The sequence below is a fragment of the Pandoraea pnomenusa genome (assembly GCF_040391475.1).
Classification (GTDB): Bacteria; Pseudomonadota; Gammaproteobacteria; order Burkholderiales; family Burkholderiaceae; genus Pandoraea; species Pandoraea pnomenusa_C.
Window position 1 is genome coordinate 43,311 of sequence record NZ_JBEBXS010000014.1, and the last position, 21,096, is coordinate 64,406.

Here is a 21,096-nt window from a genome sequence, read left to right on the forward strand (position 1 = left end):
GCCTTCGATGAGGTAGGGGATCAGGGGCATGGTGTTTCTCCTTGGGTTTCGCTCTGCGCGGTGTTGCGCGAGCCGGTGAATGAAGTATCTCGCTGCTTGGCTCGCGCCGAAACTGTGATTAATACAACCCGTGAAGTCGTGCCGCATTGACGCCGCATTGACGCCGTTTGAGCCGGTTTCGGCGGCGCGCAGCGCGATGTCGCCGCGGTTGGTAAAATGCGCCTCCGCTGTTCATTGGCGCAACGTGCCTGTGCGAGACTGGCATGCGCGTCGCCGATACGCCAATCATCTCCTCGCTGTCGACGTCATCCATGAAGTCCCAAACACTTCGGGGGCAGTGGCTCCCGAACCTCCCCGGCAACGTGCTTGCCGGGCTCACCACCGCGTTCGCGCTCGTGCCCGAGTGCATCGCGTTCGCCCTGGTCGCGCAAGTCAATCCGTTGATGGGCTTGTACGGCGCATTCATCATCTGCGCGCTCACTGCGATCTTCGGCGGACGTCCCGGCATGATCTCGGGCGCGGCCGGATCGATGGCCGTCGTCATCGTCGCGCTCGTGGTCGAGCACGGTGTGCAATATCTGCTCGCGACGGTCGTGTTGAGCGGCGCGATCATGATGCTGTTCGGGCTGCTGCGGCTGGGCAAGCTCATTCGCATGGTGCCGCATCCCGTGATGATCGGATTCGTGAACGGGCTGGCGATCATCATTGCGATGGCGCAACTCGAACACTTCAAGACCGCGACGCCGCAGGGCAACGTCTGGCTCCAAGGCACGCCGCTCGCGATCATGGGCGCATTGGTCGCTCTCACGATGCTCATCGTCTACGGCCTGCCGCGCGTGACGAAGGCCGTGCCTCCCGCGCTCGTCGCCATCGTCGGCGTTGGCGTGTTCAGCCAGTGGCTGCATCTGCCGACGCGCACGCTCGGCGACATGGCGCACATTGCGGGCGCATTTCCGAGCTTTCAACTACCGCAGGTGCCGTTCGACCTGACGACATTGCGCATCGTCTTTCCGTACGCGTTATTGATGGCAATCGTCGGCCTGCTCGAAACGTTGCTGACGTTTAACCTGACCGACGACATCACGCAAACGCGCGGTCATCCGAATCGGGAGTGCCTGGCGCTCGGCGTGTCGAATGTGGTTTCGGGCGTGTTCGGCGGCATGGGCGGATGCGCCATGATCGGGCAGACGATGATCAATCTGAGCTCGGGCGGACGCACGCGCGTGTCCGGCGCCACGGCCGGCATCATGATCCTGCTGTTCGTGCTGTTCCTTTCGCCGCTCATCGAGCGGATTCCGCTCGCGGCGCTGGTCGGGGTGATGTTCGTCGTGGCGCAACAGACCTTCGCATGGGGATCGTTGCGCGTACTCGGCAAGGTGCCGCGTAACGACGCGCTGGTGATCGTCGCCGTCACGGTCATCACCGTCTTCACGGATCTGGCGGTCGCCGTGTTGTGCGGCATCGTCATCGCCGCGCTCAACTTCGCCTGGCAGCATGCGCGGGACATTCGTGCCGACGCTCAGGACACGGGCGACGACGAGCGGACCTACGTGCTGCACGGCACGCTGTTCTTTGCGTCCACGGCGAATTTTCAGGACCTGTTCCAGCCGGTGACGGATCACCCCTCGGTGGTCGTGGATTGCCGTCACCTGCATGCGGCAGATCATTCGGCCATTGTGGCCCTCGAGACGCTGGCAGAGCGCTATCGGAAGGCCGGGCGCCGGCTGCGCTTCGTCAATCTGTCGTCGCGCAATCAGCGCATGCTCGAGCGAGCGGGGGTGCGTCTGGCGGAGATCTGACGACGCTCGGGCGGGGCTTACCTGAACGTGTGCAGGTAGGCGATGAGGTCCGCGACCTTGCGCTCGTTGCCGATGCCCCAGAAGCGCATCTTCGTGCCGGGCACGGTCTTGCCGGGATTGGCGATGAATGCGGCGAGCGTCTTGTCGTCCCACACGATGCCGGACTGTTTCATCGCGTTCGAGTAATCGAAGTCCGACAGGCTGCCCGCGCGACGGTTGGCGATGGCGTTCAGTTGCGGCCCGAAGCCCGATGCGGCCATCGGTCCCACCGAGTGGCACGACGCGCAACGCGATGCGAAGAGCGCCTTGCCTGCTTCGACATCTCCCGCCGCCCGTGCAGGTGTGCAGACACCGGCCAGTGCGGACAGCGTGAGCGTCAGCCCCACGATGCCGGGGCGAACGCGCGACAGGAAAGCGCGCGGGCGCGGGAACGGGGTTACGGAGCGGGCAATCATCGGAATGGCGGGCCGAGGGGCGGTTCGAAAGCAATCCGCTAACTTACCTCTTTCCGGCAGAGGCGGCCAGTAAATCTAATTGAGGGCGGTGCGGCATCGTGTCGCGATCCGCCGCGCCATGAAAAACGCCAGCGCGGCCGGAACGGCGTCGCTGGCGTCTTGAATCGAGGAAGCGCGCGGCGAGGCGCAGGTGCGCAAGGGCAAGCGCCTCGCCGGTCGGGACGTTGGCCTGATTACGCCGCGCCCTTGACTACGCTCTCCGGCAGGTCGCGGCCGTGATATTTCTTGTAGATCGCGTTGAGCTTGCCGTTCTTCAGGTTGGTCTTCACCCAGTTGTTGATCCACTCCTTGAGCGCGGGCTGGTTCTTGTTGAGCGCGATGCCCAGATCGAATTCCTTCTGTGCGAACTTGAGTTCGAGGTTCTTGTCCGGCGCGCGCTTCTGCATCTCGCCGAGGTTCGACGGCGTGCTCGAGAAGATGTCGACCTGGCCCGTGACCATCGACGTGATCAGCGTGGCGTCGTCCTCGTAGCGCACGATCTGCGCGCCCTTGGCGTTCTGCGTGGTGAGCGTGTCGTTGACCGTGGCGCGCGTGAGACCGACGCGCTTGCCGTTCAGATCGTCATACCCCTTGATGCTGACGCTCTTCGGACCGCCCACGATGATCGAGATGACGGCGTACGGAATGGAGAAGTCGATGACCTGTGCGCGTTCCGGCGTGATCGACAGGTCGGCCACCACGATGTCGGCACGGTTGGCCTGCAGCGTCGGCACCCGCGCGGCGTTCGTCACGGACACGATGTCGAGCTTCACGCCCAGATCCTGCGCCAGCAGCTTGGCGGTGTCGACGTCGGAGCCTGCGGGTTGCAGGTTGGCGTCGGCGAACGAGTACAGCGGCGTGCCCATCGCAATCGCCACGCGGATCTTGCCGGCCTTCTTGATGTCGTCGAGCTGATCGGCGAGCGCGGCATGCGCGAATGCGCCGAGCAGCACTGCGGCGCAGGCCTGGGCGGCAAACGTTTTGAACGACTTGAGCTTCATGCAATGGTCTCCTTCGTGTGATGTGTGTTGTCGTGCATTGCGCCCGCTGGCGGGCTTACAGTCCGTTCGCGAGAAACGCGCGCAGTTCCGGCGTTTGCGGGTTGTCGATCATCTCGCCGGGGCCCACTTCCCAGACCTTGCCCTGGTGCATGTAGATGATCTGGTCGGCCACGCGCTTGGCGAAGGCCATTTCGTGCGTGACGAGCAACATCGTCATGCCGTCGGCCGCGAGGTCTTCCATCACGCGCAGCACTTCGCCGGTGAGTTGCGGGTCGAGCGCCGAGGTGACTTCGTCGAACAGCATGACCTTCGGTGACATGGCCAGCGAACGGGCGATGGCGACACGCTGTTGCTGTCCGCCCGAAAGTTGCTCGGGATATGCCTCGGCCTTGTCGGAAAGGCCGACCTGCGCAAGCACTCGCTTGGCCACCGTTTCCGCTTCGCTGCGAGGCATGTGCTTGACATGACGCAGCGCGAGCATGATGTTCTCGCGCACGCTGAGGTGCGGAAACAGGTTGTAGCTCTGGAACACGATGCCGACTTCACGGCGTAGTTGGTGCAGGTCGACCTTGGGGTCTTCCACGCGAATGCCGCACACTTCGATGGAGCCGTCGTCGATGGTCTCCAGCCGGTCGATGCAGCGCAGTGCCGTGCTCTTGCCCGAACCGCTCGCGCCGATGATCGCGACCATCTTGCCGCGCTCCACTTCGAACGACACACCCTTGAGCACCGGGTTGTCGCCGAAGCGTTTGTGAATCTGATTGACCTTAACGATTGCCGACATTAAGCCTGTCCTCCAGTGCGGCGCTCCAGCGCGAGAGCGGGTAGCACAGCACGAAATAAAACACCCCCACGAGCGAGAACACGAGGAAGGGCTGGAAAATCGAGTTGTTGATGATCTGCCCCGCACGCGTGAGTTCGACGAAGCCGATCACCGAAGCGAGCGACGTCATCTTGATGATCTGCACGAGAAAGCCGATGGTCGGCGGCAGCGACAGGCGTATGGCCTGCGGAATGATGATCAGGCGCAGGGTCTGCCAGCGAGAGAACGACAGGCACTCGGCGGCTTCCCACTGCGCGCGAGGCATCGCTTCGACGCAGCCGCGCCAGATATCGCCCAGATACGCGCTCGTGTAGACCATGAGCGCCAGGGCTGCGGCCACGATGGCAGGCAATTCGAAACCGTACACCGACAGGCCGAAGTAGACGATGAAGAGCAGGATCAGCAACGGAATGCCCTGAATTGCTTCGATGAACACCTGTGCGGGCAGGCGCAGCCAGCGGCGCGGCGAGATGCGCGCGAGCATCACGAGAAAGCCCCCGGCGCTGCCGAGTATGAAGGCGATGAGCGAGAGCACCAGCGTCCAGCCGATGGACTGCACGAGATACGTGAAATAGGTCCAGGAGAAGTTGCCCATCATGAGGCGCTCCGTTGCGCGGGCTGGTTGGCCGATGGGGGCGGGGCGGCGGCGGCTCCTTGCGCATGGCTACCCGCTGAGGCATTGCCGGAGCCCGCGTTGGCAGCGCGCGAGGCGGCCGCGCGACGGCGCGCAGCCTGGGCCGTTTGTGCGGCGGCGCGTCTGACGATGCGGCGCCGCTTGAAGAAGTACTCGCCTGCGGCCCAGGCGACGAGTTTGACGAGCAGCGACAGCACGAGATACAGCCCGGCGACAACGATATACGTCTCCAGCGAGCGGAAAGTGTCGGACTGCACGGTATTGGCCACGGCCGTGAGTTCTTCGGCGGAAATCTGCGAGGCCATCGCGGAGGCCTGCATCATCAGGATGAACTGCGTGGTCAGCGCCGGATAAACCTTCTCGATGGACGGTTGCAGCATGACATGCCACGCAATGCGCCATTTCGACAGCCCGAGACACTCGGCCGCTTCGATCTGCCCGCGCGGCACCGATTCGAGACCCGCCCGGATGATCTCGGCAGCATAGGCGCCGATGTTGATCACCATCGCGATGACGGCCGCCGCGAAGGTCGGCATGTGGACGCCGATGCTGGCGAGACCGAAGTACAGCAGGAAAATCTGCACGAGGAACGGCGTGTTACGTACCGACTCGATATAGATGCCACACAGGCGCGCCAGCCAGCGGTGACGACTGCGCTTCGCGAAGGCGACCAGCGTGCCGAGGGCCGTGCCGATGACGACCGCCAGCGCGGTCATCTTCAACGTCAGCCACGCGCCTTCGAGAAAAACCGGCCAGTACGGCACCAGCGGGGCAAAATTCAACGAGAAATGCATGGGTGACGCCTGTCTCCGGTGACGTTCGGGGCCGACGCGCCACGCGGTACCGTTGCGCTCATGTCCGTCGCGCTCGCCGTGGAGAGTCTTTCTTGTACGTCGTCATATAAGTGATGTGATTTTGCGCAGCGCGTCGGGATGTTGTCAATAGTCGGGGCTTGGGGGGATACCCTTGGCAATTGCCTTGATGGTACAAGGGTTAAGCGAGATTTCCAGCGGTTTCGACGGGGGCTTCAAGGCGCCGTGGCTTGCGTGAAGTCATCTCAACGACGGGTTGATGACAGACGCCGATTCTCCCTTGTCATCGTATGTCTTGCCCTCGGATATCAAGGGCCGCCCAGCGTGTCAACGCAGTTCTATAATCGCGCTTTGCCGACATTCGCCGAACGCTGGTGGGTGTGACTGGCGCCATGTCCGCCCGGCAGGCGCGGCCATGGCGGCCGACCGAGTAACGTTCCCGATCCAAAGGCGATGCCGAATGACACTGTCCGCGACCGCGCTCGACGAGCTCGACCGTAACTTGCTTGCGCTGCTGCGTGTGAACGCGCGGGAGAGCACGGCCAACCTGGCGCGGCGGTTGGGCGTGGCGCGCACGACCATCGTGGCGCGAATCGGGCGTCTGGAGCAGGCCGGGGTGATCGCCGGTTACACGGTGCGACTCGGGCAGGACGCCGCCGGTGGCGGGTTGCAAGCCTGTGTCGGCATCAGCGTGCAGCCGCGATCGGGGCGCGACGTGATGCGGCGTCTGAACAAGATGCCTGAGATTCACCTGCTTTGTTCGGTCAGCGGCGAGTTCGATTACGTCGCCTGGCTGCACGCGGCGTCCGCCGATCAGCTCGATGCACTGCTCGACACCATCGGCGAGATTGACGGCGTGACGCGCACCACGACGTCCGTGGTTCTCGCGCGCAAGATTGACCGGGGTGGCGTACTTCCGTGATCTGCGCAGGCCGCAGTAATTCCCCGTAACCCGACACTAAGAAATGCCCCGCGCCCGCGCCGGTGCGGCATTCGCCCCGATATTCCCGATTCTCCCCGTCCTGCCTTGGTTTGTCGGGTTTGTCTGGATGTGGCGATGGTGCTAAACTTATTGAGAATTGTTTGCATTAACTTCTTCATCAAACTGGAGTGCGTATGCGCGTGAAATCCCTCGTGGCAGCAGTGTTGCTTGCCGGTGCGGCCACCATGGCTTCGGCCGCCGAGTTTCCGATCGGCAAACCGCTGAATGTGTCGGGCATGGAAATCAACACGGTGTATCTCCAGCCGATCACGATGGAACCGGCGGGCATGATGCGCGACGCAGCGAAGTCGGACATGCACCTCGAGGCGGACATTCACGCGATCAAGAACAACCCGAACGGCTACGCGGAAGGCGACTGGATTCCGGGTCTGGAAATCACGTACAAGCTGCAGAAGATGAAGTCGGACGGCAAGACGCCTGATGGTGCTGCCGTCGAAGGTCTGATGATGCCGATGGTCGCGAGCGATGGCCCGCACTATGGCGACAACGTGAAAGTGAACGGTCCCGGCAAGTACAAGCTGACGATGGTCGTCAATGCGCCGGGCACGCTGGCCGAGTTCGGTTGCAAGATGGGCGGCACGCCGGCTGCCGGTGCGCATGCGGCGCACGGCGGTATGGGCCCGTGGTGTTTCGGTCGTCACGTTGACAAGGAAACCGGCGTGGGTCCGTGGTTCAAGCCGATCACCAAGGAAGTGGATTTCACTTTCGCTGGCATCGGCAAGAAGGGTGGCTACTAAGCCCGCATAACCTTGATGCAGCGTTGGTCCGCGGGCCAGCGCTGTTTTCGTTTGGAGCAGAAGGATGAATCAGCGCATCGCGCGCCTGCTGGCCACGATGGCGGCCCTGGTGGTCACTTTGTTCGCATTGGGCGCACCGTCGCTTGCCCGTGCCGACGACCTGCCCACCTTCAAGCTGGAAATGAACAACGGCAAGCTCAACCCGGCGCGCATCGAAGTACCGGCCGGCAAGCGCATCAAGATCGAGGTGCACAACACCGGCACGAACGCGGTCGAGTTCGAGAGCCTGCAACTGCGCAAGGAAAAGGTGCTGGCACCGGGCGCGCAGTCGTTTGTGGTGATCGCGCCGCTGCAACCGGGCGAGTACAAGTTTTTCGACGATTTCCATCAGCAGGCGCAAGGCGTGATTGTCGCCAAATGAGGATGGTCACGTGGGCGCCGCCGACAGGCGGGCGTACGTTGCGCTGACGGAAGCCGTTTCAGACACACCGTAAGACACGCATCACAAAAGGAATCACACGATGGGTCAGGTCATGTTCATCGTCTGGCGCGAAAGCGTCGAGGCATTGCTGGTCGTGGGCATTCTTCATGCCTGGCTGGCCAACCCCGATCATGGGGCGAAGCGCGGCCTGCCGTATCTGTGGGCAGGCGTCGTACTCGGTATTGCCGCCGCCGTCGGGCTCGGCGCCGCACTGGTCGGCTTCACCGAAGTGTTGTCGGGCGACGCGCAGGATTACTTCCAGACGGCCATGGTACTGATCGCCTGCGTGCTGATCGTGCAGATGGTGTTCTGGATGAAGCGCCACGGCCGCACGCTCAAGCGCGACATGGAGTCGTCGCTGCAGAAGAATCACGATCAGGGCACCTGGTGGGGTGTGCTCGTGCTCGTCGCGCTGGCGATTGCCCGCGAAGGCAGCGAAACGGCCATCTTCCTGTACGGCATCGGCTTCGGCCAGCAAGGCAGCGTGCCGATGTCGATGTGGCTCGCCGTCGTGATCGGGTTCGTGCTCGCCCTTGCCACGTTCTGGCTGCTTCAACTGGGCGGCAAGGTGTTTTCGTGGCGTCTGTTCTTCCGCGTGACGGAAATCATGCTGCTGTTCCTGGCCGCAGGATTGTTGCAGGCCGGTCTGGATCGCCTGATCTCGCTGGAGTTTGTGCCGACGCTGGTCGACCAACTGTGGGATACTTCCGCGATTCTTGACGATGCCAGCCCGTTCGGCAGCCTGGTGGCGACGCTCACGGGATACCGTGCGCATCCGTCCGGCATGAATTTGTTGGTGTATGTCGTGTACTGGCTGTTCGTCTGGGCGCTACTCAAGCGCGCAGGTACGCCGGCCAAGCAGGTCAAGCCCGCCTGAGCGGGCTGAGCACACGGGGTGGCAGGTGCCGCCCCGTGCGCCGTTACGGACTGAACGGACGCGTCACAGATAAGAGCCGTCAGCCCGTCAAGGAAATCCCCCGACGCAAGAGTGTCCAGCATGAGTATCGCCATACCTGTCCCGAACCGACTGGCCCGCGTGGGTCTTTGGATGCAACGCCACGGCAAACTGATACGTGGCGTGCAGTGGGGCGTCGTGCTGGTCTATGCCTTCCTCATCTGCGTGCCGGTCGTGATGCCATTACCCGACGAGACCGCGCACATCCTCAATAACCTCACGGTATTTGCCCAGTTCACGTTCTGGGGCATCTGGTGGCCGTTCGTGCTCATCAGCATGGTGCTCATGGGGCGCGTGTGGTGCGGCGTGCTGTGCCCGGAAGGCACGCTCTCCGAATTCGCGAGTCGCCATGGGCGCGGGCGGGCGATTCCGCGCTGGATGCGCTGGGGCGGCTGGCCCTTCGTGGCGTTTGCGGGAACCACGCTGTACGGTCAGATGGTCAGCGTCTATCAGTATCCGAAGGCAGTGCTGCTCGTGCTCGGCGGCTCGACCATCGGCGCGATGGTGATCGGCTATTTCTATGGCCGCGACAAGCGCGTGTGGTGCAAATACCTGTGCCCGGTCAATGGCGTGTTCTCGCTGTTGTCGCGTCTCGCACCGTTCCACTTCAAGGTCAACGAAGACGCCTGGCGTCAGTCGTATCACACCAATGGTCACAAGATCATTCCCGTCAATTGCGCGCCGATCGTGCCGCTGCGCAACATGAAGGGCGGTGCGCAGTGCCATATGTGCGGACGCTGTGCCGGTCATCGCGACGCCATTGCCCTCACGGGCCGCTCGCCGAGCGAAGAGATCGTGACGTTCGGCGCGACCGAGAACAACAGCGTGTGGGACAGCGTGCTGGTGATGTACGGTCTGCTCGGCGTGGCGATCGGCGCGTTCCACTGGACGGTCAATCCCTGGTTCGTGGCGACCAAGACCGAGATCGCGACGTGGCTCATCGACCGCGGCATCATGTGGCCGTTCGAGACCAATGCGCCCTGGTTCGTCTTCACCAACTATCCCGAGCAGAGCGATGTTTTCAGCTGGCTCGACGGCGGCATGGTGGTCGCGTACATCCTCGGCAACGGTCTGCTGCTGGGGCTGGCATTCACGGTCATCTTCGCGTTGGCCAACCGGGCGATGGGCGCGTGGAGCACGCGCCGCTTCAACCATCTGGTGCAGGCGCTGATTCCGATTGCCGGTGCGGGTGTCTTCATCGGCCTGTCGGCCACGACGGTCAGCCTGTTGCGCGCCGAACACCTGCCGGTGTACTGGGCGAACGACGTGCGTGCCGGTATTCTCGCGGCCACCACGCTCTGGAGCCTCTGGCTGGGCTGGCGCGTGACCGGTCGTCACGCCCGCTCGTTCGCGCGACGTCTGGCCGGCATGGCCGGTATCGTGGCGGCGCTGGCGCTCGTCAACTGGCTCTGGCTGCTGATGTTCTGGATCTGGTAAGGCTTCCGGCCTTGCCGGTACCCGGGGTGCGGCAGCCCCCCGCATTGGCGAGCCCGCGGCCGGTGGCCTACAATGTCGCCACAAGCCTTTCCGTGTGATGCCCGCCATGCTGCTCGCCCAACGTCTTCCGCTGTATTTCCGCCTCGTTCGCCTCGACAAGCCGATCGGCACCGTGCTGCTGCTGTGGCCCACGCTCGCGGCGCTGTGGATCGCATCGAACGGACATCCGGAACCCCTGCTCATCGCGATCTTCACGCTGGGCACCTTCCTGATGCGCTCTGCAGGCTGCGCCATCAATGACTACGCGGACCGCGACTTCGACAAGTTCGTGAAGCGGACCAAGGAGCGCCCGATCACGTCCGGACGCATTCGTGCGTGGGAAGCCGTGGCCGTGGCGGCGACGCTCGCGCTGGTGAGCTTCCTGCTCATCCTGCCGCTCAACGCGCTGACCAAATGGCTCTCGATTCCGGCGCTGTTCGTGGCGGGAACCTATCCGTTCACCAAGCGTTTTCTCGCGATTCCGCAGGCGTATCTGGGGGTGGCGTTCGGTTTCGGCATTCCCATGGCGTTCGCCGCCGTGCAGGATCAGGTGCCGCTGCTGGCCTGGCTGTTGCTGCTTTCGAACGTGTTCTGGTCAGTGGCCTACGACACGGAATACGCGATGGTCGATCGCGACGACGATCTGAAAATCGGTATCAAGACTTCGGCCATCACGTTCGGTCGTTTCGACGTGCTGGCGATCATGATCTGCTATGCGGCCGCACTCGGCATTCAGGCGGGCGTGGGCGCCTATCTCGGTTTCGGATGGCCGTTCTGGCTGGGCATGGCTGTCGCGGTCGGCTTCGCCATCTATCACTACTTCCTCATTCGCGGCCGTGAACGCATGCCTTGCTTCGCCGCGTTTCGCCACAACAACTGGCTCGGCGCTGCGGTGTTCGCCGGTATCGCCGGACACTATCTGCTGACGGCGCAGGGATAACGCTTCCAAAAGCATTCGCCCCCGGATCGCACACGCGCAAGCGCATGCGATCCGGGGGCGAATGTGTTTCCAGTGCTGCCTGCGTGGCACTGGACGACCAGGGGACGCTCAGGCGTCGCCCAGTTCGTCGCCGAGTTCCTTCGCGCGAGCGTTGGCGGCTTGAACGCCACGCACGATGGCGGCCTTGATGGCATCGCGCTCGAACGAGCTGAGCGCGGCGAACGTGGTGCCGCCCTTGGACGTCACGCGCTCGCGCAGCACGCTTGCCGGTTCGTTCGATTGCGCGGCGAGTTGCGACGCGCCGGTGAACGTGGCGATGGCGAGCTGCCGGCCTTGCTCGGCACTGAAGCCGAGTTCGTGCGCGGCCTGCTCCAGCGCTTCGATGAAATAGAACACGTAGGCCGGACCGCTGCCGGAGATGGCCGTCACGCCGTCGAGCTGGCTTTCCTTGTCGACCCACACGATCTGACCTGCGGCACCGAGCACGCTCTCCGCGCGCTTGCGCTGATCCGAGTCCACGCCCGAGAGCGCGGCCAGTCCGGTGATGCCCATGCCGATCAGCGCCGGCGTATTCGGCATGCAGCGCACGATCTGGTTGTGACCGCCGAGCCAACGTGCCAGGTCGGACGCGCGAATGCCGGCCGCGATGCTGATCACGAGCTGCGTGTTCAGGTGCGGCTGAAGCGCTTGCGCGACGTCCTTGAGGACTTGCGGCTTGACGGCCAGCACGAGCGTGTCGTAATCGCGCAGACGGTCGTTGGGGGCGCTGGCGGTTTCGACGCCGTATTGCTTGACGAGGCCGTCGCGGGTCGATTCGTTGGGGTCGATCGCGAGAATGTCGCCCGGCTTCGTGTCGCGCTTGATGAGTCCGCCGATGAGGGCGTTGGCCATATTGCCGCCGCCGATGAATGCAATTCTCATAACCATCCTTTGCGTTGCGTGTTTTCGTGTGTCGGGTTGTGGCCGCCGAGGTTCGCGTTCAACCTCGGTGTCCGTAATCGCGTGCCCCGAAAATTGCGGTGCCGATGCGCACCATTGTCGCACCCTCGGCAATGGCGGCCTCCAGGTCGCCGGACATGCCCATCGAGAGCGTGTCGAGCGCCAGGCCGTCCGCGCGCAGGGCGTCGAACAAGGTCCGCACGGCCTTGAACGGCGCGCGCTGGCGTGCCGGGTCGTCTTCGGGTTCGGGAATGGCCATCAGGCCGCGCAGCGTCAGATTCGGCAGTGCGGCGATGGCGCGCGCGACCTCGGGGACTTCCGCCGGGCAGACGCCGCTCTTGCTTGCCTCACCGCTGATGTTCACCTGCAGACAGACCTGCAACGGCGCCATGCCGGTGGGCCGTTGGGCGCTCAGGCGTTCGGCGATCTTCAGGCGGTCGACGGAATGCACCCAGTCGAAGTGCTCCGCCACGGGGCGCGTCTTGTTGCTTTGCAGCGGGCCGATGAAGTGCCACTCCAGCGGTTTGTCGTCGAGCGTTTCGTCCGCCAGCGCCGCGATCTTGTCGAGCGACTCCTGCACATAGTTCTCGCCGAACGCTCGCTGACCGGCGGCGATCGCCTCGCGCACGGCATCGGCCCCGAACGTCTTGGAGACGGCCAGCAACTGCACGCTGTTCGCGGGGCGGCCGGCATCGGCAGTGGCGCGGGCAATCCGGGAAAGGACGTCGTCGAGATGTGCGGCGATGGTCGACATGATGCGGGTTCGGCAGGTTCGGGCGGCGGTGGTGCGGTGTCGTAAACTTGAGCGTGCACCGGAAAGGCGCAACAGGTCAACGATTATAGCCGCGCGCAAAGCAGAGGTGCTACCCGGGAAAAAACAAGGTGCTACCCGCGATGGCAACGATTCGCTGGCGGCGGGTCCACACGGCTTGTGGCAGACTTCGCGGTGCCGACATCCACAGGGAGCCAGAGATGAGCGCGACTTCGCAGCAAGTGTACGATTTTTCGGTCCAGACGCTGGCGGGCGAAAGCGTCAGCCTGTCGCAGTACCGAAGCAAGGTGCTGCTCATCGTCAACACGGCGAGCGAGTGCGGTTTCACGCCACAGTACGCTGGTTTGCAGACGCTTTACGAACAGCTCGGCCCGCGCGGCTTCGAAGTGCTGGCGTTCCCGTGCAATCAGTTCGGCAAACAGGAGCCGGGCGATGCGCAGGCCATCCGCAGCTTCTGTGACTTGCGCTTTCACGTGACGTTTCCGATGTTCGCCAAGATCGACGTCAAGGGGCCGGACGCCGCGCCGCTGTATCGCTATCTGACGCAGGAAAAGCCCGGCGTGCTGGGCACGAAGGCGATCAAGTGGAACTTCACGAAGTTTCTCGTCGACGCGACGGGCAAGGTCGTGGCGCGCTACGCGCCGACGGCCAAGCCCGAGGACATTCGCGCCGATATCGAACGGCTGTTGACCGCGTGAGGGGCGCTCAAGCGCCCAGACGTTCCATCAGGCGTTGCCAGAATCCCGAGGGGACGGTGTTGTCGCGCAGGATGACTCGCGCACCGGCGTCGCTGCCGAGCGTCAGCCAGCCGGCGCAGTCGATCACGTAGACCTCGCCGGCCTGCAACGATGCTGTTGTGCGCCAGACGTGCGCCGCCAGCCGGCGTGGCGCCGCGTTCAGCACGACGTGTCCCTGCTGAACGTGGAGCACCGTACCTCGACACACATACCCGTGGAACGATTGACCCGGCGCGAGTATGACGAGCGAAGGGCGGGTGATGGCCGCGTCGTCAGTGCGGGCAGGCAGCGACGTTTGGTCGATACCCTCGACGAGTTCGCGGGTCGGTGCCATGTCGGCGCTGACAGCGCGCCCCAGGCTCGCAGAGGGCATCGAACCTGCGGACGCCAGCGGAGACATGGACGACAGCGGGGCCAGCAACGACATTGCCTTGAGCGAGGATGGCGATGCCAGCGAGGGCGATGAAGACGAGGCAGCGGCGGGCTTGACCATGATGGACTCCGGGGTGTTGAACAGGCAGGACAGGTACAGACAGCGTATCGACCAGCCGCGGGCCCCGGTAGGCACACACCACGTCCGTTTCGCCCATAACAGAAGGGCGTCCGGCAATCTGTTACGATGCCGATTCCACGAATCTGTATCTGTTATGGTCCCGTGCAATGCCCGATCATCTGCGCATGGATGCCGCCACCCCCGAACTCGCCACCCCTGACGATGCCTCGCTGAGCCCGTCCGCGCCGATGCGCGCTACCGCTCCGGCGCCGGCCGCCGCCGCGTTGCCCGAGGAGCGCACGCCGCTGTATCGTCAGCTCGCCGACCACTACCGTCTCGCCATCGAAGCCGGCACGCTCGCGCCGGGCGACCGCATGCCCAGCGTGCGAACGCTCATGGAGCGTCACCAGGTCAGTCTGTCCACAGCGCTGCAAACGTGCCGCCATCTCGAGGCGCAGGGCGTTCTGGAAGCCCGCCCGCGTTCGGGCTATTTCGTGAGGACTCCGGCCCGGGCGAGCCTCGTACCGGTGCCCGAGCCGCGCCCGTGGGTACCGGATCTGTCGCAGTACGTCGGTATCAACCAGCGCGTGTCGTCGATCCTCGCGCGCGGGTTGCAGGCCGACATCAAGGTCAATCTCGCTGTCGCGCACGGGTCGCCATCGCTGTATCCGGTCAACGAATTGCGTCAGGCGACGATTCGCGCGATGCGCGACAACCCGATGCTGTTCGGCACGCCGCCACCCGGCGGGGGCGAAGCGCGTTTTCGTTCGGCGCTTGCCCGGCGCGCACTCGAAGCCCGCATGAACATCAATCCGGAAGAGATCGTTGTCACACACGGCTGCATCGAGGCGATCAATCTCGCCTTGCGGGCTGTGGCGGGAGCGGGTGACGTGGTCGCTGTCGAGTCGCCGACTTACTACGCGCTGCTGCAAACGCTGGAAAGCATGGGCATGCGCGCGCTCGAGATCCCGACGAGCCCGCAAACCGGCATTTCGCTGGAAGCGCTCGAATTGGCCAGCGAGACCTACGACAACATCAAGGCCGTGATCGTCGTGCCGCATTTCCAGAATCCGCTCGGTTCCGTGATGCCCGATTCGCACAAGGCGCGGCTCGTGAAGTGGGCGGAGTCGCGCGGGATCGCCATCATCGAGGACGACACCTACGCGGCGCTGGGCGATGACGGCAATATTCCTGCGGCCATTCGGTCATGGGATACGATGGGCAATGTGATTCACTGCGCGTCGCTGCACAAGACGCTCGCACCGGGCATGCGCCTCGGCTGGATCGCCGGCGGCAAGTGGCAGTGGCGGGTGGAGATGCTCAAGTATGCGCAGACGCGTCCGAACGAGGCGCTGGCGCAGATCGCCATGGGCGAGTTCATCGACTCGCCGCGCTACGACCGCCACTTGCGGCATCTCCGCGTGCAATTGAGAGAGCATCGTGCGGCGATGGCGGAGGCGATCGCAACATACTTCCCGGCGGGCACGCGCCTGACGTTGCCCGCGGGCGGCCTGAGCCTGTGGGTGGAAATGCCTGGCGGTGTGAGTTCCGAGCGATTGTTCGACGCCGCGCTCGCGAAGGGCATTCGTGTGGCGCCGGGCAGCCTCTTCTCGAACTCGGCGCGTTACGACCACTTCCTGCGTATCAACGGCGGACAGCCGTTCACGCGGGAGGTCGACAAAGCGGTGCGAACCCTCGCGACGGAAGTGTCGCGCCTGCTGGACGCGAAGGGCTGAACGCCGAAGGGCTGCGGCCCGACTCGGGACGTTTTTCAGAACTCCGGATACATCCGTCCCGGGTTGAAGATACCGGCGGGATCGAACACCGACTTCAGGTTGCGATGGATGCGCATGACCGGTGCGGGGAGCGGCGTGAAAACGCTCACACCCGGCTCGCCATAGCGGAAGAGCGTGGCGTGTCCGCCGTCTTGCCGTGCCGCCGAGCGCACGATCTGGGCATCGGCGTCGGTAATCCACCAGCGCTGCGCACCACCCCATTCGATCAATTGCTTGCCCGGCAGACGATGCGGTTCGGCCGTCGACGGTACGGCCAGACGCCATAGCGCCTGCCCCGGTCCGGCATCCGCGAAGAAGTTGTCTGTCTGTTCGCGAATCGCGTGCCAGAACTTGGCGGCGTGAATCGCATCGACCAGTTCGCCGCCCATCTTCACGCGCGCGGCCTTGATTGCCGCCGATGCGCCTGCCAGACGGATCACCAGCAGATCGCTACGCCACGCACTGCCCGTAATCGGCAGCGGTTGCCCGCCCCATTCATTGAGCTTGCGCACGGCATCGACGGCATTCATCTCGAATTGCAGTGTCAGTTCGGCGAACGGCTGCGGCAGTACCTTGAGCGAGACCTCGAGAATCAGCCCCAAGGTGCCGAGCGAGCCTGCAAGCATGCGTGAGACGTCGTAACCTGCGACGTTCTTCATCACCTGGCCACCGAAGTTCAGCACATGGCCGCGGCCGTCCATCACCTTGGCGCCGAGCACGAAATCGCGCACCGAACCGACCGCGCTGCGGCGCGGGCCGGCGAGTCCGGCAGCGACCGCACCGCCAATGGTGGCGCCGGGGCCGAAGTAGGGCGGCTCGAAGGGCAGCAACTGATTGTGCTCGGCGAGCGCGGCTTCGACGTCCGCCAGCGGCGTGCCGCACCGCGCGGTAATCACGAGTTCGGCCGGATCGTAGGCAACGATGCCGCTGTACGTGCGCGTGTCGAGCACGTCACCGACACGCTGCTGGCCGTACCAGGCTTTGGTGCCGCCGCCACGAATCTGAATCGGCGCGCGTCGCGCCGTGGCGTTTTCGATGACAGCGCGGAATTGCTCGAGAGTGTCGTTCGTATCGGTCATCAGCTCGGTTCTGGCGGCGTTGGCGTGTCGGTTTGATAAGCCCCGAGTTCGCTGCCGCAATGCTTGCAGTAGCGCGCGTCGGGGTCGTGACCTTCGGTATGGCATTGCGCGCACGTGCGCGTGGTGATCAGGCGCTGACGCATGGCCGAATGAATTTCCGCGCCCATGATGCCGGTCGGGATGGCGATCACGCTGTAGCCGAGCAGCATCACGAAGCCAGTGATCGCCTTGCCCAGTCCGGTCACGGGCACCACGTCGCCGTAGCCGGTCGTGGTCACGGTCACGATGGCCCAGTAGATACCCACGGGAATGCTCGTGAAGCCATGCTCCGGGCCTTCGATGATGTGCATGAGCGTGCCGAATATCACCACGATGATCGAGATGAATCCGAGAAACACCAGGATCTTGCGGCGCGCATTGTAGAGCGCAATGCTCAGTACGCCCGCCTCGTTCACGTACGCGGTGAGTTTCAGAATCCGGAAGGCGCGCATGAGTCGCAACAGGCGCACGTCGATCAGGCCGTGCAGCTCCGGTACGAGAATTGCCAGATACGTCGGCAGGATGGCGAGCAGATCGATGACGCCGTAGAACGACAGCGCGTAACGCATCGGCCGGTGGGCACTGAGCAGACGTGCAATGTATTCGGCCGTGAAGAGCAGCGTGAAGAACCACTCGAGAATGGCCATCGGCAGCGGCGCCGTGGCCTGCACGGCCGGCACGCTCGAGACGATGACCGTGAGCACCGACAGGATGATCGCGATGAGCAGCGCGATGTCGAACAGCCGCCCTTCGCGCGTGTCGGCCTCGAAGATGATGATGTAAAGACGCTGCCGCCAATCGTGCGGCAGCCATTCCGACAGCCCGCGCATGTCAGAACCTCGGCAGATCGGGGTGCGGCAGCAAGCCCCCACGCACGTGTTGCTTGCCGTATTCGGCGCAGCGCGCACGCGTGGGAATGCCCTTGTCCGGATTGAGCAGCCCGACCGGGTCGAAGGCGCGCTTCACGCCGAAGAACGCGTCGCGTTCCTGCGCTGAGAACTGCACGCACATCGAGTTGATCTTCTCGATGCCCACGCCGTGCTCACCGGTGATCGTGCCGCCAAGCTCGACGCAGGCTTCGAGAATGTCGCAACCGAACGCTTCGGCGCGATGCCATTCGTCGAGGTCGTTGCCGTTGAAAAGAATGAGCGGATGCATGTTGCCGTCTCCCGCGTGAAAGACGTTAATACAGCGCAATCCGTATTGTTGTTCCAGGCCTTCGATGCGTTTGAGTAATGTCCCAATCGCGCGGCGTGGAATCGTCCCATCCATGCAGTAGTAGTCGGGCGAAATGCGCCCGGCGGCAGGGAAGGCGTTCTTGCGGCCGGACCAGAAGCGCAGCCGCTCTTCCTCACTGCGCGAGATCTGCAAACGCGTCGCGCCCGACGTGCGCAGCACGTGCGAGATGCGCATGATTTCCTCGGCGACTTCCTCGGGGGTGCCGTCCGATTCACACAGCAGGATGGCGGCAGCATCGAGGTCGTAACCGGCGTGCACGAACTCCTCGACGGCTTGCGTCGCAGGCTTGTCCATCATCTCGAGTCCGGCCGGGATGATGCCGGCCGCGATGATCGCGGCGACCGCGTTGCCGCCGGTCTCCACGTCGTCGAAGCTTGCCATGATGACCTGCGCCGTTTGCGCCTTGGGCACCAGCTTGACGGTGATTTCGGTCACGACGCCAAACATGCCCTCGCTGCCGATGAAAACGGAAAGCAGGTCGAGTCCGGGCGCGTCGGGGCCGAGCGAGCCGAATTCAATGGCTTCGCCTGACATGGTGATGGCGCGCACGCGCAGCACGTTGTGCACGGTCAACCCGTACTTGAGGCAGTGCACGCCACCGGAATTCTCCGCGACATTGCCACCGATCGTGCAGGCAATCTGCGATGACGGATCCGGCGCGTAGTAAAGCCCGTAGGGCGCGGCGGCCTCGGAGATCGCCAGGTTCCGCACCCCGGGCTGCACCGTTGCGGTACGGGCATAGGGGTCGACCTCGACGATCTTCTTGAACTTCGCCAGCGAGAGCACCAGCCCTTCGGCGATGGGCATTGCACCGCCCGACAGGCTCGTGCCGGCCCCGCGCGGCACCACGGGAATACCGAGTTGGTGGCATGCCTGCAAAATGCGCTGGACCTGCGATTCGGACTCGGGCAGCACAACGGCAAGCGGCACGCGGCGATACGCGGCGAGGCCATCGCACTCGTAAGGCGTGGTGTCTTCGCGGCGATGCAGAATGCAGTGCGCCGGCAGGATTTGCGCGAGCGCGTCGAGCAACTGGCGCTGACGCGTGGCCAGCGACTCGGTGTCGGCGCTCGCCGCGCCCGCCGGCAACGGGCCGGACGAATTCGCGGCCCCCGGCATATTGGGTGGGTTCGGTGCGTTCATGCGGCGCTCAGCCCGCCGAGCGCAACCGGAAGATCTTGCCCGGATTGAGCAGATTGTGCGGATCGAGCGACGTCTTGATCGCACGCATGACGTCGATGGCGTCTTCGCCATGCTCCGTCACGAGAAAGCCCATCTTGTGCAGGCCGACGCCGTGCTCACCGGTGCAGGTGCCACCCATGCGGATCGCCCGTTCGACGATGCGCTGGTTGAGGCGCTCGGCTTCTTCGATCTCTTCGGGCTTGTCCGGATCGATGAGGATCGCGACGTGGAAATTGCCGTCGCCGACGTGACCCACGATCGGGCAGGGCAGGCTCGATGCCTTCAAGTCTTCTTCCGTCTCGCCCACGCACTCGGCCAGACGCGAAATCGGCACACAGACATCGGTCGTGACCGCGCGGCTGCCCGGCTTGAGTTGCAGCATCGCGAAGTACGCGCTGTGTCGTGCGCTCCACAACCGGTTGCGGTCCTCGGTGCGGGTGGCCCATTCGAAGCCGGTGCCGCCGTTTTCCTTGGCCAGTTCCTGCACCGTTTCCGCCTGCTCCTTCACGCCGGCTTCGCTGCCGTGGAATTCGAAGAACAGCGTCTGGGTTTCCGGCAACGTCATCTTGGAGTGCTTGTTGATGGCACGCACGGCCAGCGAATCCACGAACTCGACGCGTGCCACCGGCACACCCAGCTGGATCGTCTGAATCGTGCAGTTCACCGCGTCCGTCATGCTCGGGAACGAGCAGATCGCAGCGGAGACGGCTTCGGGCTGCGGGTACAGGCGCACGGTGGTTTCGGTAATGATACCCAGCGTGCCTTCGCTGCCGACGAACAGGCGCGTGAGGTCATAGCCTGCCGAGGACTTGCGGGCGCGCGTGCCCGTGTGGATCACGCGTCCGTCGGCGAGCACCACGGTCAGCGCGAGCACGTTCTCTCGCATGGTGCCGTAGCGCACCGCGTTCGTGCCGGAGGCACGGGTGGCGCACATGCCCCCGATGCTGGCGTCGGCGCCCGGGTCGATCGGGAAGAACAGGCCGGTATCGCGCAGCGCTTCGTTGAGCGCCTTGCGGGAGATGCCCGGTTGCGTGGTGACGGTCAGGTCTTCGGCGTTGATCGAGACGACCTGGTTCATCTCGGACAGATCGAGCGACAGGCCGCCCTCGACGGCAAGCAGGTGACCTTCGAGCGACGAACCCGCGCCGTAGGGAATGATGGGGGTGTCGTACTTGGCGCAGAGCTTGACGATCTGCGAGACCTCTTCGGTGCTGTGCGCGAAGGCGACCGCGTCGGGCAGCATCGGATCGAACGGAGATTCGTCACGGCCGTGATGTTCGCGAAGCGCCTCCTTGGTGCTCACGCGCTCGCCCAGCAGGGCTTGCAACTCGGTAAGCAAGGCGTCGGGAAACGGACGCTTGGCGGCGAACGGCAGATGGGGGTGATTCACGGCATTCTCCTTCGGGTCTCCGGGCTGTCAACGCCGTGGGGCGATGGTCAGCGCCATATCGGGCGGGGTCTCGGGTAGGGCCGCGCGCCATTGCATGGCGGGCGACGCCTCCCTGACACCTCATGAGCGGGGATTTTACGCTGAGGCGGCGTTTTTCCCCACCCTTTGCGTCATATCATACGGACTTGCCGCAACGACGCGCCATCGGAATTGCCTGAAAAACAGGCAACGGGTGGCAGGCGCGGTCAATTTCAATCATGGAAGGCCATTCGCGCCGCGCCCGACCGGGTGTGCGC

General features: G+C 64.1%; 21 protein-coding genes. 9 read left to right on the forward strand and 12 right to left on the reverse strand.

Annotated elements, in window-relative coordinates:
- Positions 1-311 precede the first annotated feature (311 nt).
- The gene (locus ABWO90_RS16000) at positions 312-1,799 is read left to right on the forward strand and encodes a SulP family inorganic anion transporter (protein WP_353192212.1); all 1,488 of its coding nucleotides are present in this window, start codon (positions 312-314) and stop codon (positions 1,797-1,799) included.
- Positions 1,800-1,816: 17 nt separating this feature from the next.
- Here the strand turns inward: ABWO90_RS16000 and ABWO90_RS16005 are convergent, their stop codons facing one another.
- The 5 genes from ABWO90_RS16005 to ABWO90_RS16025 form a co-directional block, all read right to left on the reverse strand.
- On the reverse strand, positions 1,817-2,254 hold the full coding sequence (locus tag ABWO90_RS16005; RefSeq protein ID WP_353192213.1) for a c-type cytochrome: 438 nt from the start codon (positions 2,252-2,254) through the stop codon (positions 1,817-1,819).
- Positions 2,255-2,487: 233 nt separating this feature from the next.
- Positions 2,488-3,294 carry a transporter substrate-binding domain-containing protein gene (locus ABWO90_RS16010; RefSeq protein ID WP_353192214.1) on the reverse strand — a complete coding sequence of 269 codons (807 nt, stop codon included), beginning with the start codon at positions 3,292-3,294 and terminating at the stop codon, positions 2,488-2,490.
- A 55-nt stretch (positions 3,295-3,349) separates the two neighbouring features.
- Positions 3,350-4,078 carry an amino acid ABC transporter ATP-binding protein gene (locus tag ABWO90_RS16015; RefSeq protein WP_353192215.1) on the reverse strand — a complete coding sequence of 243 codons (729 nt, stop codon included), beginning with the start codon at positions 4,076-4,078 and terminating at the stop codon, positions 3,350-3,352.
- Positions 4,062-4,715, reverse strand: coding sequence for an amino acid ABC transporter permease (locus tag ABWO90_RS16020; RefSeq protein WP_353192216.1), 654 nt, complete (start codon positions 4,713-4,715; stop codon positions 4,062-4,064). The genes ABWO90_RS16015 and ABWO90_RS16020 overlap by 17 nt, the downstream gene beginning before the upstream one ends.
- The gene (locus ABWO90_RS16025; RefSeq protein ID WP_353192217.1) at positions 4,712-5,545 is read right to left on the reverse strand and encodes an amino acid ABC transporter permease; all 834 of its coding nucleotides are present in this window, start codon (positions 5,543-5,545) and stop codon (positions 4,712-4,714) included. Before ABWO90_RS16025 ends, ABWO90_RS16020 begins: the two co-directional genes overlap by 4 nt.
- A 478-nt stretch (positions 5,546-6,023) precedes the next feature.
- On the opposite strand from ABWO90_RS16025, the gene ABWO90_RS16030 reads away from it, so the two are divergent.
- The 6 genes from ABWO90_RS16030 to ubiA all read left to right on the forward strand — a co-directional run bounded on the left by ABWO90_RS16030 (position 6,024) and on the right by ubiA (position 11,155).
- Complete coding sequence (locus ABWO90_RS16030; RefSeq protein ID WP_353192218.1) at positions 6,024-6,485, forward strand: Lrp/AsnC family transcriptional regulator; 462 nt, start codon at positions 6,024-6,026, stop codon at positions 6,483-6,485.
- 194 nt (positions 6,486-6,679) lie between these two features.
- Positions 6,680-7,303: an iron transporter gene (locus tag ABWO90_RS16035; protein WP_353192219.1), complete on the forward strand. Its 624-nt coding sequence runs from the start codon at positions 6,680-6,682 to the stop codon at positions 7,301-7,303.
- 97 nt (positions 7,304-7,400) lie between these two features.
- Positions 7,401-7,724 (forward strand): cupredoxin domain-containing protein, encoded by a 324-nt coding sequence (locus ABWO90_RS16040; protein WP_353192307.1) that lies wholly within the window; start codon positions 7,401-7,403, stop codon positions 7,722-7,724.
- Positions 7,725-7,824: 100 nt separating this feature from the next.
- On the forward strand, positions 7,825-8,661 hold the full coding sequence (locus ABWO90_RS16045) for an FTR1 family iron permease (protein ID WP_353192220.1): 837 nt from the start codon (positions 7,825-7,827) through the stop codon (positions 8,659-8,661).
- Positions 8,662-8,781: 120 nt separating this feature from the next.
- Positions 8,782-10,176, forward strand: coding sequence for a 4Fe-4S binding protein (locus ABWO90_RS16050; RefSeq protein ID WP_353192221.1), 1,395 nt, complete (start codon positions 8,782-8,784; stop codon positions 10,174-10,176).
- 106 nt (positions 10,177-10,282) lie between these two features.
- Positions 10,283-11,155: a 4-hydroxybenzoate octaprenyltransferase gene (gene ubiA / locus ABWO90_RS16055; RefSeq protein WP_353192222.1), complete on the forward strand. Its 873-nt coding sequence runs from the start codon at positions 10,283-10,285 to the stop codon at positions 11,153-11,155.
- 108 nt (positions 11,156-11,263) lie between these two features.
- Here the strand turns inward: ubiA and proC are convergent, their stop codons facing one another.
- Both proC and ABWO90_RS16065 read right to left on the reverse strand, forming a co-directional pair.
- Positions 11,264-12,076: a pyrroline-5-carboxylate reductase gene (gene proC / locus ABWO90_RS16060; protein WP_353192223.1), complete on the reverse strand. Its 813-nt coding sequence runs from the start codon at positions 12,074-12,076 to the stop codon at positions 11,264-11,266.
- Positions 12,077-12,134: 58 nt separating this feature from the next.
- Positions 12,135-12,848: a YggS family pyridoxal phosphate-dependent enzyme gene (locus tag ABWO90_RS16065; RefSeq protein WP_353192224.1), complete on the reverse strand. Its 714-nt coding sequence runs from the start codon at positions 12,846-12,848 to the stop codon at positions 12,135-12,137.
- Between the two features lie 218 nt (positions 12,849-13,066).
- Here ABWO90_RS16065 and ABWO90_RS16070 point away from each other — a divergent pair, with 218 nt between their 5' ends.
- Positions 13,067-13,564, forward strand: coding sequence for a glutathione peroxidase (locus ABWO90_RS16070; RefSeq protein ID WP_353192225.1), 498 nt, complete (start codon positions 13,067-13,069; stop codon positions 13,562-13,564).
- A gap of 7 nt (positions 13,565-13,571) precedes the next feature.
- Here the strand turns inward: ABWO90_RS16070 and ABWO90_RS16075 are convergent, their stop codons facing one another.
- A complete protein-coding gene (locus ABWO90_RS16075; protein WP_353192226.1) occupies positions 13,572-14,096 on the reverse strand; it encodes a hypothetical protein in 525 nt (174 codons plus the stop codon).
- A gap of 248 nt (positions 14,097-14,344) precedes the next feature.
- On the opposite strand from ABWO90_RS16075, the gene ABWO90_RS16080 reads away from it, so the two are divergent.
- Complete coding sequence (locus ABWO90_RS16080) at positions 14,345-15,832, forward strand: aminotransferase-like domain-containing protein (RefSeq protein WP_353192308.1); 1,488 nt, start codon at positions 14,345-14,347, stop codon at positions 15,830-15,832.
- A 35-nt stretch (positions 15,833-15,867) separates the two neighbouring features.
- Here ABWO90_RS16080 and glcE read toward each other — a convergent pair whose 3' ends face one another.
- The 4 genes from glcE to ABWO90_RS16100 are packed head-to-tail and all read right to left on the reverse strand — an operon-like array spanning position 15,868 to position 20,800.
- Positions 15,868-16,950, reverse strand: coding sequence for a glycolate oxidase subunit GlcE (gene glcE / locus ABWO90_RS16085; protein WP_353192227.1), 1,083 nt, complete (start codon positions 16,948-16,950; stop codon positions 15,868-15,870).
- On the reverse strand, positions 16,950-17,819 hold the full coding sequence (locus ABWO90_RS16090) for an ion transporter (protein ID WP_353192228.1): 870 nt from the start codon (positions 17,817-17,819) through the stop codon (positions 16,950-16,952). The genes glcE and ABWO90_RS16090 overlap by 1 nt, the downstream gene beginning before the upstream one ends.
- A gap of 1 nt (position 17,820) precedes the next feature.
- Positions 17,821-19,371, reverse strand: coding sequence for an FAD-linked oxidase C-terminal domain-containing protein (locus ABWO90_RS16095; protein WP_502922632.1), 1,551 nt, complete (start codon positions 19,369-19,371; stop codon positions 17,821-17,823).
- A 7-nt stretch (positions 19,372-19,378) separates the two neighbouring features.
- On the reverse strand, positions 19,379-20,800 hold the full coding sequence (locus tag ABWO90_RS16100; RefSeq protein WP_353192229.1) for an FAD-binding oxidoreductase: 1,422 nt from the start codon (positions 20,798-20,800) through the stop codon (positions 19,379-19,381).
- Positions 20,801-21,096: the final 296 nt, after the last annotated feature.